The 12754-nt window shown below is 59.6% G+C and carries 12 protein-coding genes; 1 reads left to right on the forward strand and 11 read right to left on the reverse strand.

Features of this window, described 5'->3' with window-relative positions; translation table 11 throughout:
• Positions 1–17 precede the first annotated feature (17 nt).
• The 6 genes from Q0650_RS10390 to Q0650_RS10415 form a co-directional block, all read right to left on the reverse strand.
• Positions 18–1136 (reverse strand): sodium ion-translocating decarboxylase subunit beta, encoded by a 1119-nt coding sequence (locus Q0650_RS10390; protein WP_298818661.1) that lies wholly within the window; start codon positions 1134–1136, stop codon positions 18–20.
• 79 nt (positions 1137–1215) lie between these two features.
• Positions 1216–1680 carry a biotin/lipoyl-containing protein gene (locus Q0650_RS10395; protein WP_298818664.1) on the reverse strand — a complete coding sequence of 155 codons (465 nt, stop codon included), beginning with the start codon at positions 1678–1680 and terminating at the stop codon, positions 1216–1218.
• A 7-nt stretch (positions 1681–1687) separates the two neighbouring features.
• Complete coding sequence (locus tag Q0650_RS10400; protein WP_298818666.1) at positions 1688–2041, reverse strand: OadG family protein; 354 nt, start codon at positions 2039–2041, stop codon at positions 1688–1690.
• 18 nt (positions 2042–2059) lie between these two features.
• The gene (locus Q0650_RS10405) at positions 2060–3604 is read right to left on the reverse strand and encodes an acyl-CoA carboxylase subunit beta (protein ID WP_298818668.1); all 1545 of its coding nucleotides are present in this window, start codon (positions 3602–3604) and stop codon (positions 2060–2062) included.
• Between the two features lie 204 nt (positions 3605–3808).
• Entirely contained in the window at positions 3809–4555 is a 747-nt protein-coding gene (locus Q0650_RS10410) for a CPBP family intramembrane glutamic endopeptidase (protein WP_298818670.1), read from the reverse strand.
• The gene (locus Q0650_RS10415) at positions 4548–5606 is read right to left on the reverse strand and encodes a histone deacetylase family protein (protein ID WP_298818672.1); all 1059 of its coding nucleotides are present in this window, start codon (positions 5604–5606) and stop codon (positions 4548–4550) included. The genes Q0650_RS10410 and Q0650_RS10415 overlap by 8 nt, the downstream gene beginning before the upstream one ends.
• Before the next feature lie 147 nt (positions 5607–5753).
• Here Q0650_RS10415 and Q0650_RS10420 point away from each other — a divergent pair, with 147 nt between their 5' ends.
• Positions 5754–6779, forward strand: a complete 1026-nt coding sequence (locus Q0650_RS10420; RefSeq protein ID WP_298818674.1) for a GHMP kinase — start codon at positions 5754–5756, stop codon at positions 6777–6779.
• A gap of 377 nt (positions 6780–7156) precedes the next feature.
• Here Q0650_RS10420 and Q0650_RS10425 read toward each other — a convergent pair whose 3' ends face one another.
• From Q0650_RS10425 to Q0650_RS10445, 5 genes are all read right to left on the reverse strand, one after another.
• On the reverse strand, positions 7157–8182 hold the full coding sequence (locus tag Q0650_RS10425; protein ID WP_298818678.1) for a branched-chain amino acid ABC transporter permease: 1026 nt from the start codon (positions 8180–8182) through the stop codon (positions 7157–7159).
• A gap of 3 nt (positions 8183–8185) precedes the next feature.
• On the reverse strand, positions 8186–9664 hold the full coding sequence (locus tag Q0650_RS10430; RefSeq protein ID WP_298818680.1) for a branched-chain amino acid ABC transporter permease: 1479 nt from the start codon (positions 9662–9664) through the stop codon (positions 8186–8188).
• Positions 9665–9796: 132 nt separating this feature from the next.
• On the reverse strand, positions 9797–10504 hold the full coding sequence (locus tag Q0650_RS10435) for an ABC transporter ATP-binding protein (protein ID WP_298818682.1): 708 nt from the start codon (positions 10502–10504) through the stop codon (positions 9797–9799).
• On the reverse strand, positions 10501–11271 hold the full coding sequence (locus tag Q0650_RS10440; RefSeq protein WP_298818684.1) for an ABC transporter ATP-binding protein: 771 nt from the start codon (positions 11269–11271) through the stop codon (positions 10501–10503). Before Q0650_RS10440 ends, Q0650_RS10435 begins: the two co-directional genes overlap by 4 nt.
• Before the next feature lie 109 nt (positions 11272–11380).
• Positions 11381–12742, reverse strand: coding sequence for a substrate-binding domain-containing protein (locus tag Q0650_RS10445; RefSeq protein WP_298818686.1), 1362 nt, complete (start codon positions 12740–12742; stop codon positions 11381–11383).
• Positions 12743–12754: the final 12 nt, after the last annotated feature.

The following is a 12754-nucleotide window of genomic DNA, read 5'->3' on the forward strand; positions in this document are numbered from 1 at the left end:
CCGGTTCGGCTGCGCGTTTACGATGCTCCCATGAGCGCCAGGACTACGCCGCCAGCCACGACGCTTGCCACCTGGCCGGCAGCGTTGGCGCCCATTGCATGCATGAGCAGAAAGTTCTCGAAGTCTTCGTCATGGGCAATCTTTTGCACGACTCGCGCTGCCATCGGGAAGGCGCTGATGCCGGCAGCGCCGATGATGGGGTTGAATTGACCGCGGCTGAGCAAGTTCAGGAATTTGCCGAAGATGAGACCGGCTGCTGTGTCGAGTACGAAGGCCAGGATGCCAAGCGCAAGGATGGCCAGCGTGGCCGGTTGCAAAAAGCGGACTCCTTCCATTGTCGAGCCGATTGCCAGCCCGAGAAAGAGGGTGACGATATTGGCCAGCTCGCGCGATGAGGTGTTGGTGAGCCGCTCAACGACTCCTGACTCGCGCATGAGATTGCCTAGCATCAGCATACCGATCAGCGGGATGGCAAATGGCACCAGCGTGCCAACCACGATGGTGGTGACAATCGGGAAGAGGATGCGGGTGCGGCGACTGATCGGACGACTGGTGTATGCCATGCGAATCTTTCGCTCGGCTGGCGTGGTGAGAGCGCGAATGACCGGCGGCATGATGACCGGTACCAGCGACATATAACTGTACGCTGCGACCGTGATCGGCCCAAGCAGTTGCGGCGCGAGCAGGCTGGAAACATAGATTGAGGTAGGGCCGTCGATGGCGCCGATAATGCCGATTGAAGCCGCCTCTTCGCGGCTAAAACCAAGCGCCAGCGCCGCCAGCAGGGTGCCGAAGATGCCGAATTGACCGGCAGCGCCGAGTAAGACCATGCGCGGGTTGGAAAGCAGCGGGCTGAAGTCGGTGAGCGCGCCGATGCCGATAAAGATCAAGAGTGGAAAGAGTTCGTTGCCGACCCCGGCGTTATAGAGGATGGTGAGCATCCCGTCTTCACCAAGCAGTGGCGAAAGTGGCAGGTTGGCCAGCAACGCGCCGGCGCCAATGGGCAAAAGAAGCAATGGTTCGTAGTCGCGCACAATCGCGAGATAGAACAAGAGCGCTGATACTCCGATCATCACCAGCGATTGCCAGGTGATGGAGGTGATTCCCTGTGCGAGTCGGATCGCGATGTCATCCATATGTTTATCGCTTTGTCATGCAACATTCGGTGTGTGCCTCTACGCCGGCAAGGTCATACTTGCCTCTAACCGGTTCAGCTCAGGCATCCGCCAGTTGGGCCAGTGGTTCGCCATACCCGACGCTCTGGCCGGTTTTGACCAGAATTGCCGCAACTACGCCATCGCGCGGGGCGCCGATGCTATTGTTCATCTTCATCGCTTCGAGCACGATGATCGGCTGGCCACGCTTGACTCTGGCGCCAGGTGAGACGACAATTTGCAAGATGGTGCCCGGCATCGGCGCCCGAATCAGGTTGTCACCAACCGTTGTTGGCGGGGGTAGGGGTTTGGCTGTCGGTGGCGCAGCGGGCGCGGTGGTCGGTGGCGGCGTGATCGCGACCGGCGCCGGCGCGGCGCGCGGCACAATCTCACTCACCTCGCCGCTCTCGCTCAATTGCACTTCAAATTCACGGCCATTGAGCTGCACGGCGAAGCGGTCGTTACTCAGTTCGGCAATATCGACGGTGTAGGTCTGACCATTGATAGTCAGGTGATAGCGGCGCATTGCAGATTTATCTCCTTCGTTGCCAGCTCTGGTTTTGGCGGGCGCGACCGGCGGCTACCCAGCGGCTGGCGAACAGTAGACTGCCTGGCCAGTAGCTGCGCACTGCCGGCGCAGCTTCTCGACGCAGCATCGTTGCATGGAAGCTGACTGCAACCGCAATCGCTGCCAGCTCCTCGGCGGTAAGTTGTTCGGTAGCGGTTGACGCACTCTCATCTGCGGGCACACTCTCATTGACCGATGACGCCTCAGGGCGATCAAAGCGGGTCAGCAGGGTTAGCATCCCCCACAAGAGAGCCAGCACGCCAAACACCAGCCCCATGCCGAGCGCAGTCATCATTAAGCCGAAACCTGGATTCTCCATTGCGCCTCCAGCTTTGCCTCATGACGGATACAGGCCGTGTTTGCGCGGCGGATTCTGCTGCACTTTGGTGCGCAGGATTTCGAGCGCGCGAATCAGACGTGGCCGGGTCTCAGCCGGTTCGATCACCTCGTCGATCTGGCCCAGATCGGCGGCATGGTATGGATTGAAGAACTTTCGTCGATACTCGGCGACAAACTGCTCCATCAGCTTGCCCGGATCGGCGGCGGCGCGCAATTCGTCGCGCTGCAGGATGCGGACTGCGCCCTCGGCGCCCATCACGGCAATCTGGGCTGACGGCCAGGCGAAGTTGAGGTCGCAGCGCAGTTGCTTGCTTGACATCGCCACGTAGGCGCCACCGATAGCTTTCCGCAATACGACCGAGATTTTAGGTACTGTGGCTTCGCTGTAGGCGTAAATGATTTTAGCGCCGTGCCGAATCACGCCACCGTACTCTTGTTCGATGCCGGGAAGAAATCCTGGTGTATCGACAAAGGTGATGACCGGGATATTGAACGCATCGCAGATCCGCACAAAGCGAGCAATTTTGTCGCTGGCGTCGATGTCGAGTGCGCCGGCCATCATTGCGGGCTGGTTTGCGACAACGCCAACGGCGTAGCCGTCAAGCCGGGCAAAACCGACCACCGCATTCTGCGCAAAGAGCGGCTGGATTTCGAGAAAGCTATCGTAATCGAAGACCAGATCAATCAGGGTATGAATGTCGTACCCCTGCCGTTCGTCAGCCGGCACCAGCGCATTCAATGCCGGTTCCTGGCGGTCGGCGCGGTCGTAAGGCATGATCTGGGGCGGATCTTCGTTGTTGTTCTGCGGCAGATAACTGAGCAGGCGCTTGATCAGTTCGATCACCGCCTGGTCGTCAGGGGCCGAGAGATGCGCCACGCCGCTGCGAGCGCAATGCACTGCCGCGCCGCCCAGTTCCTGGGTCGAGATGTCGCGTCCCGAGACGGCTTTGATGACATCGGGGCCGGTCAGGAACATGTAGCCGGTTGATTCCGACATGATGACAAAATCGGTCAATGCCGGCGAGTAGACGGCGCCGCCAGCGCAGGGGCCAAGGATGGCGGAAATCTGCGGCACCACGCCTGAGGCCAGCACGTTGCGGACAAAGACCTCTCCGTAGGCGGCCAGGGAACGCACGCCCTCCTGAATGCGCGCTCCCCCCGAGTCGTTCAACCCGATGATCGGGATCCCGCTCTCGATGGCGAGGTCTTGCATGCGGCAGATCTTGTTGGCCTGCACCGCCGAAAATGATCCGCCCATGACGGTGAAATCTTGGGCGAAGACTGCCACTCGCCGCCCATTGATCTTACCGAAGCCGGTGACGGTGCCATCGCCGGGAATGCGTTGCCCCTCATCCTCGGTGATACTGGTCGCCAGCGCGCCGATCTCTTGAAACGAACCGGGATCGAGCAGCAATCCTAACCGTTCGCGTGCCGTCAGTTTGCCGCGCGCGTGCTGTTGCGCAATTCGTTCCTGACCGCCGCCCTGCAATGCTCGTTCCCGGAGCCGGCGCAGGGTTTCGAGTTGTGATTCGGGGGTTTCCACTGCCTCACCTCGTTACTGTTGGTTTTGAAGGCAATGGCAGTATAGTATGCCCGGCAACGGTTGTGCAGAAAAGAATTCACTACTGTGCGCAAATGTTTGGTGAAGGCCGGGTGAGGGGATGAGGCTGCGAGCGCTAGCGGTCTCGAGTGCGTGACCGGCACTCGCAGCTCTGGCGATGAGCATGTCAGAGGAAACCGGCGTTAGTTATGCTCCACCTGCTGCCAGTACCAGCGCCATTGCCAGTAGCGCCAGCGTGTTTTGCAGCATGTGGAAGATCACACCCGGCCAGATCGAGCCGCTCTGCTCGCGTAGATAGCCGAGGCACAATCCGGCAACGAACAGTCCGGGCACCAGCATGGGAATGAAGTGAACGATGGCAAAGATCGCTGCGCCTACCACGATAGTGAGTGTCGCGCTGAGATGGCGGCGGAGCAGGTGATGAAGCGCGCCACGAAAGAAGAGTTCTTCGACTACAGGCACGATCCCACCGATCAGCAACCATAACACGACCAGCTCGCCACCGCCGAATGGTTGCCCACCGGAGATCGCCTCGATTTGGGGGTTTTCCATTTCACCCAACAGGGTCATAACGGCGATGTTGGTCAGCCACATCATGCCCATGCCGAAGATGAACACAGGTGGTACCAGGGCCAGGTGTAGAAAGGACGGCCATTGCAGACCAAGGTCGCGCCAGCCGGCGCGTGGGCCGATAATGGCAAGAATAGCGCCGCCAATAATCAGATAGAGTAATGTGCCGGCAATGTAGACCGGCGGACTGATAAAGCCGCGCGATGTGTCCCAGTCGGTTAAAGTAGCCAGGAGGCGCACCGCGCCGACAATGAGCGCGCCACTAAAACCGATGACCAGCAGGGTGATGACAAAATCGCGCCAACCCCACGTCGGCGCGATAGGCGCCGGCGTCTGCGGCGGATCGAGCGAATGATCAAGCATACGAAAGTGCTCCCTGTAGTAAAGCGACGACGTTGATTCCTAATGCATCGATGGCGTAGCCACCCTCTTGCACGAAGAGCGTGGGCAGCCCGAGCTGCGCAATCGCGGCGCCGATTGCGCGGTAGGCTGCGGTTGTCAGGGCAAAATCACCGAGAGGATCGTCGTAGAAGGTGTCAAAGCCTGCCGCGACGATCAGGTAACGCGGTCCGTAATCAGCAATGGCTTGCAGCGCTTGCGCAAGCGCCGAAAGATAGTCGCGATCCGCGACTCCCGCCGGAAGTGGCAGGTTGAGATTGAAACCTTCACCCGCGCCGGCGCCCCGCTCATCAGCATAACCGAGAAAGTAGGGGTACTCGCGGGATGGATCGGCGTGAAGCGATACGGTCAGCACATCATTGCGCTCGTAAAAGATGCTCTGCGTGCCATTGCCGTGATGATAATCTATATCAAGCACAGCTACCGCCGGCGCGCGTAATGTCCAAGTCGCATCACTACCGGTCACACTGCGCGCCAGTCGATCGGCTGCAAGCGCCGCATTGTTGATGTAACAATAGCCGCCGGCCATGCTGGCGGCAGCGTGGTGACCGGGTGGACGACAGAGAGCATAGGCGTAGCGTTCTCCCTGCAAGAGCGCCTCTGCGCTGGCCAGCGCCGTTCCGGCAGATGAGAGCGCGGCGGTGAGCGTTCCGGTCATAATCGGCGCGCTAAGGTCGAACGTATAGCGACCGGCAGCCGCCTGTGGGCAATCGCTGCGCAGTCGCAGGCCGGGCAACGGCCACGCTGACGGCAGTACTGGCTCGCTCAGGCCGGCGGCCTGCCAGCGCGCGACAGCCTGGGCAAGGTAGTCGAGATAGTCGGGAGTATGCACCGCCGTCAGATCGGATAGCGTTGCCGGTGAGGCGGCAATTGGCGAGGCAAAGCCGGCGGCAGCCAGGGCTGCAAGAATGATTGCTACCCGTCTTGGTGTCTCGAAGTAGGGCACACTGCGCCCATCCAGCACTTCAAACGGTGGATCGTGATGATGATGATCGACGCTGTAAAAAATCTTCATAATAATATTGTACTGTAGTCTGAACGTGAAGCAAAGATCTGCGTTCCAAAGAACTTGCTCGCATGCAGCGGTGGCGCGCGCTTGAGAAGAGCGTGCCATTTTCTGGTATACTGGCGCCGCGGCACTGCGCAATGGCCGGAGGAACGCATGAAGATCTACAAAGCCCGCGCGCCGATGCGAATCGGCTTTTTTGGCGGCGGCACCGATGTAAGCCCCTATGCCGAAGAATACGGCGGTAAAGTGCTCAATTGCACGATCAATCTCTATGTGCGTTGCATGCTCACGACCAGCAATACGCCGGGCATTCTGATTCGCTCGCTCGATCTGCAAGAGGTGAGCCGGCAGGTGAGCGACCGCGAATGGGATGGCAAGCTGGCGCTACCCCAGGCAGTGCTCGATGCGCTGCCGCAGTTACGGCCAGCTACCGCCGGTTACAAGATTACGATGTTCAGCGATGCCCCACCCGGCTCTGGCCTCGGATCATCGTCGGCGCTGGTAGTTAGCATGCTTAAGCTGCTCTATGCAGTGGCAGGACAGAACGCCGATCCACACCAGCTTGCCGAGCTGGCGTATCGAATCGAGCGCGTGGATCTCGGCATCCCCGGCGGTCGGCAAGATCAGTATTCAGCCGTCTTCGGCGGCATGTGCGTCTACCACTTCGGGAGCGATCGGGTTATTGTCGAGCCGGTGTTGAGCGATCCAACAGCGTTGCTCGAATTAGAGAGCTGCCTGATCCTGGGTTATATCGGCGATCGCCAGCTACTCACCCGCCACCTGATGACCGATCAGGTGCAGCGCCTGGTCAAAGGTGACACATTGCGGCTGCACCATGAAACCAAAGCCTTTGTCGATACGGCGGCGCGCTTGCTCCGCGAACAGCGAATTGCCGATTTTGGCCGGCTGTTGCACGATGCCTGGGAGGTGAAGAAGGCTTTCTCGCCCCATATTGCACCCCCTATCGTCGAAGAGGTCTATGCGCTGGCGCGCAAACATGGCGCCTGGGGCGGAAAGATCTCCGGCGCCGGCGGCGGCGGTTTTATGGTGTTTGCCTGCCCCTTCGACCGTCGTCTGGCCATCGAGCGCGCGCTCACCGAAGCCGGCGTGGTGGTGCGTCCCTTCTCGTTTGTGACCCACGGCGTACAGTCATGGGTAGTCGAGGAACCGGATGCCTGATCTCGCGTGTTGAGGCCCGGTAGTGTCATAGCCGCGCCCGCAATGCGCGCAACGGCGGCTTGATAGCACTTTCCTGCCCTTTCGACCGTCGTCTGGCTATCGAGCGCGCGCTCACCGGAGCCGGCGTGGTGGTGCACTCCTTCTCGTTATGGGTAGTGGAAGAACCGGATGCCTGATCTCGCGTGTTGAGGCCCGGTAGTGTCATAGCCGCGCCCGCAATGCGCGCAACGGCGGCTTGATAGCATTTGCCTGCCCTTTCGACCGTCGTCTGGCCATCGAGTGCGCGCTCACCGAAGCCGGCGCGGTGGTGCACTCCTTCTCGTTATGGGTAGTGGAAGAACCGGATGCCTGATCTCGCGTGTTGAGACCCGGCAGTGTCATAGCCGCGCCCGCAATTCTTGCAACCGTTTGCGCCATAGCGCCATCCAGCTTGCGCCGCGCAGTCGCCACGTGCCGATAATGCCGTAGGGTAAAAAGAGCACAATCAGAATGTAGATGATACCAAACAGGAGCGGCCAGCTCGGCCCGAAAAAGACGTTCAACCAGTAGCCGAGTAACTGGATCACGCCGGCCCCCAGCATTGGCCCGATGAGCGAACCAACACCGCCGATAATCGTCATCAACAGAGCGTTAATCGTGGTACCAACGCCGAGTACTGCCGGATTGGCATTGAGATTCCAGAGCGCGTTGAATGCGCCGGCCAGCGCCGCCATGATACCACTCACCGTGATTGCGATCAGCTTGAAGGTGAGCGCGTGATAGCCTAATACCTTCGCCCGCGTCTCGTTGTCGCGAATCGCCATCATCACTTTACCCGTCGGTGAGTTGACAACTTGTCGCGCTAACAGGTACATCACGATTGTGAAACCTAATGTGACATAATAAAACCGCAGTCGTTCATTTGTCGGGCTGATCCATGCCGGTACCGGAATGCTCTGCAACCCGTCTTCAGCGCCCGTCCACTGACGAAAGTCGGTCGCTTCGGCCAGCAGGAAGGCCATCTGGGCGAAGGCAAGCGTGACCATTGCGAAGTAGACGCCGCTAACCCGCAGTGAGAGCAGGCCGATAATCAGGCTCTGGACGAGGGCGATGACAATCACGGCCAGCAGCGCCGCGCCGAGATCCCAACCGGCGTGCTTGAGCAGAATCCCGACGGTATACGCGCCGGTGCCGAAAAAGAGGGCATGGCCGAACGATAGAATACCGGTATAACCCATCAGGATGTCGTAGCTCATAGCGAAGACGGCCAGAATGAAGACCTGGATCAGCATCCCCTGCCAGAACTTGGGCACACCGGCATCGACCGGCTGTCCGGTCAGTAGCGCAATCACAAACGGAAAGATAACCAGGCCGCCGATCAAGCCGAGGCCGGCCCACTGCGATGATTTCAGACGCTCCCGCATCACTTACTCCTTTTTGCCAAACAGGCCGGCTGGGCGCAATAGCAACACCAGTGCCATAATCAAGACGGTTGAGGCGCGCGCGATTGAAGGTGAAAAGGTCATTGCTTCGCTCATCCAGGGTAGTTGAATGCCGGTCAGCACAATCTGGTCGCCGAACGCGCGCGCCAGTCCTACCAGCAATGATCCGATTGCTGCGCCGGTGAAGCTGCCCATACCACCGATGACGACGGCGATGAAGGCCTGTAACTGAAACTCCTGGCCGAGGCCAGGACTGATGCCGAGGAAGGGCGCGGCAGCCACGCCACCCAGCGCGGCCAGACCGGCGCCGAGCGCAAAGACGAGGGTAAAGACGCGACGAACGTTAATGCCCAATGCCTGCACCATTTCGCCATCTTGCACGCCGGCACGGATGATCATCCCCAGCCGGGTGTAGCGCAAGAGAACGGCAATCCCGACAAACATCAAGATGCCGAGCGCAATGATGAAGATGCGATAACTGGGGAATGGGCGGCCCAATACGTCAATGCTGGCGCAGTTGTCTTGCAACCATGCAATCAGGTTAGGTGACGGACAGTTCGGTCCGCGCTGGCTGAACCATGCCGGTAATTCCATGAAGTAGCCACCTGGCCCCCAGACCCCTTTGACCAGTTCGGTGCCGACGAAGACCAGGCCGAGCGTGACCAGTACCTGATAGATCGGGCGGCTGTAGAGGGGACGAATCAGGCTCCATTCCATCAAGCCGCCCAACGCGGCGCCGCCGCCGGCTCCGATGAGCAGCGCCAGCAAAAAGCGCGTGTTCGAGTCAAGACTGAGCAGCCACTCTTCCAGGGTGAGGCGGAGAGGAGCGATGAGCAAAGCAAGCGCGAGTAGTATGATCGGTACGATCAGATCGCGCCGTTCTGGTCGGCGGGTGTGCTCTCTACCGGCCAGAAAAGCGGCTCCGGCAATGACGCCGGCAACTGCCAGCCCCAGCGCGCGGGCAATAAAGATCGGCGTTGGCGCTTGCGCCTGCTCAGTTGGCACTCGTCCACCCGAACTGAGGGCAGTGGTCGCCAGTGGAGCCAGCTCGAAATTCCAGATGGCGAAGAGACCAACCAGCACTGCGGCAACCCAGAGTGGTCGCCGATGACCAGATGGCAGACTGTTTGCCGGCAACCATCGCGCCAGGATCCAGCCCGCGACCAGCGCCAGCCCAAACGGCAGCGTATTGAGCAGCAGCCGTGGGTTGGCATAGAGGGTAAAACCGATGTAGGCGCCGATCATGAAAAGGGTGCCGTGGGCAAAGTTGAGCACGTCCATCAGGCCGAAGATGAGTGAAAGGCCAGATGTAACCAGAAAGTAGAGCGCGCCTAGTGTGAGGCCAGAGAGCAAGATGCTGGCCAGCACACGCGGTTCGTACTGGGTTGATGCCCACATGCCAAAGAGAATGATCGCGATAATGCCGGCAATCAAGCCACGCCGGCGCTGGATCAGTTCGATCATGGAAGTCCCTCGTGAGTGATAAATGATCTGGTTGTCAGAACGGCGCTGAACGCTCACAATGCCATTGGTTCACGCCGTTCACTGCCCTGCGCAATGTATAGATGTCATCTTCGTTCCACACCCTGGTCTTTTTCACCCCGCGCCGAGATATTTGTCGATGGTGGCGTGATCGCGCGTCAGGTCTGCCATCCGTCCATGTTGCACACTGCGCCCATCGTCGAGGATGTAGTACTCGTCGGCCAACTGCGCAGCCAGGGCAAAATTTTGCTCGACCAGCAAGATGGTCGTTTCAGTCGCCATCTGGCGTAGCGCGGCCACAATTTGCTCCACGATGATCGGCGCCAGTCCTTCACTTGGTTCGTCGATCAGCAACAAGCGATTGTCAGGCACCAGCGCCCGGGCAATCGCCAGCATTTGTTGCTGACCTCCTGATAGCTTGCCGCCGGGATGACGGTAAAACCGCTTCAGATCGGGGAAGAGCGACATGATGAAGTCACTGCGTCTGGCCAGATCTCCCCGTTTGCGCTCTGCCAGCCGGAGATTCTCTTCAACGGTCAGATCGCGAAAGATGGCGCGATGTTCGGGCACATAGCCAACACCGAGATACGCGATTTCGTAAGCTGGCCGTCCATTGATCGCCTCGCCGCCGAGCCGGATGCTCCCGCTGCGCGGTGGGTTGAGGCCCATGATCGAGCGCAGTGTCGTTGTCTTGCCGGCGCCATTTCGACCAAGCAGGGCAGTGATACTCCCGGCGCGTACCTTGAGTGAGACACCTTCCAAAATGTGAAACTGACCGATAAAGGTATGGATGGTATCAACCTCGAGCAGCACCTCATTCATAGCTGCCCTCCAGCAAAGGCTGTGCCTAGATAGGCTTCACGCACCGCCTGATTGGCGCTAATCTCGGCTGGACTGCCTTCGGCCAGCACGCGACCCTGATGCATGACGGTAATAGTGTCGGCCAGACTCATCACGACTGACATGTTGTGTTCCACAATCAAAATCGTTTTGTTTGTTCCTTGCCGAATGCCACGCAAGAGGTCAAGCAGCATCGGCACTTGTTCGGTGGCCATACCGGCAGTTGGTTCGTCGAGCAGCAGGATGTCGGCATCACCGGCCAGCAGGATAGCCAGCTCAAGTCGGCGTTTGTCGCCGTGTGGCAGGGTGGCGGCGATCTGCGCGGCTCGTTCGTGCAGACCGACCTGGCGCAGGGCAGTGTACGCTCGTTCGATGTAGGCGGTTAACTTGCCGGCATTGCGCCAGAGGCGCAGATTGTCGGCGCCGCGCGCCTGCGCCGCCAGTCGCACATTTTCCAGGACAGTCAGCGTAGGGAAAATATTGGTGATCTGGAATGAGCGTCCGATGCCGAGATGAGCCATCCGGTGCAGCGGAACCCGGGTGATGTCGCGCCCACGCAGCAATACCCGACCTGAGGTTGGCTTGATGTAGCCGCTGATCAGGTTGAACAAAGTGGTCTTGCCGGCGCCATTCGGGCCGATGATAGCGTGGATACTGCCAGCGCGCACCTGGAGATCGACGTGATCAACGGCGCGCAGACTGCCGAAGTCGCGGGTAAGCGCTTGCGTTGTGAGGATCCAATCGCTCACATGCACTCCTTCAGGTTGACGTAATAATAGTGATTGCGCATTGCGCGGGCGGCGCAGCAATCGCATCCGTTGGCGCTGCTTCCCACCCGCGCAATGATTGCCGGACTAACTACTTACATCGATTCAATTCCGCCGGCACTGCGCACGGCGGCGCAGTCTGCTCTGGTGTAAAGAGTGTCACCAGCTCGAAGAACTTGAAGTCGGGGTCATTGGTGTTGAGCAGGCGCACCAGAGTCATCGGTTGCAGCAAGACGTGATCCTCGGCGCGCACGGTGTACGTTCCTTTCGGCCCCTCAAAGGTCATGCCCTCAAGCGCGGCAATCAACCCATCCGCCGCCGGGTCGCCATTCGTTTGCTCGAGCGCCTTAACCAGCATAATGGCTGCATTGAAGCCGCTCTCGGTGAAGAGATCTGGTGGAACGCCATATTCGGCCTTGTGTCGCTCGATCAGCCAGTTGTTGACCGGGTTGTCAAACAGGCTGTAGTGGTAGACACTCACACCCACCGAGCCAATCGCGTCGGCGTAACCGTTCACCATCGTCTGGTTGTCGCCAAAGCCGGTTGCAACCGTCATCACATCAAACACACCCAGTTGCTGCATCTGCTGGAACATCGGCACGAAACCGGTGCCCGACCAGGTTACGATCAACACTTCCGCACCCGAGTCGAGCAATTGGTTGATGTACGGAGTGAAGTCGGTTGTATCCGGCGGCGCGAAGACGGTACCCGCGCCTTCGGCAGTGTCGTTGAGGACAAATTCGCCCCCCAGCGCTTTGACGGTTGCGTAGAATGCGCCAGCGGAACCGCGCCCGAAGGCATTGTCTTGCGCAATCTGAATAAACTTTTTGCCTGTCTGCAAGAGCGCAGCGCTCATCGTCAGCGCATCCTGAACGCTGGTGCGACCGGCGCGGAATGTGTAGATGTTGAAGTTGTCACCGGTCAACGCCGGAGTGGCAGCCGGAGCGGCGATGTACACGATCTTATTCTCGGCAGCGACAGCCGAGATAGCCAGCGCTACGGGTGAGCTGGGTGAACCAACCAGCACATCAGCGCCATCGCTCTCGATAGCCTCACGCGCCAGCGAAACTCCGGTTTCCGGGTTGCTGGCAGTGTCCTTGACGACCACTCGAATCTCGCGGCCTGCCACCTGATTGGTTCCGTTGGTAGCGTACTCTAGCCCCAGCGTAAAGCCTCGCTCAAGCATAGGCCCATAGATCGCAAGCAAGCCCGAGTTGTCGGTCATCAGGCCAACCACAATCGGTTCACCGGCAGGCGCAGTGGTCGGTTGCGGCGCTGCCGTGGGTTGCGGCGCAGCCGTTGGTTGTGGCGCAGCCGTGGGTTGCGGCGCAGCCGTTGGTTGCGGCGCAGCCGTTGGTTGTGCGGTCTGACCGCTGCCACAGGCGCTGAGCGCCATGGCGAGGATAACCAGCAGGGTGATGATTAACCGGCGAATAAGACAGTTACTCTGCATTGAACGGTCTCC

The organism is uncultured Chloroflexus sp. (assembly GCF_937129525.1).
In the GTDB taxonomy this organism is placed as follows: Bacteria; Chloroflexota; Chloroflexia; order Chloroflexales; family Chloroflexaceae; genus Chloroflexus.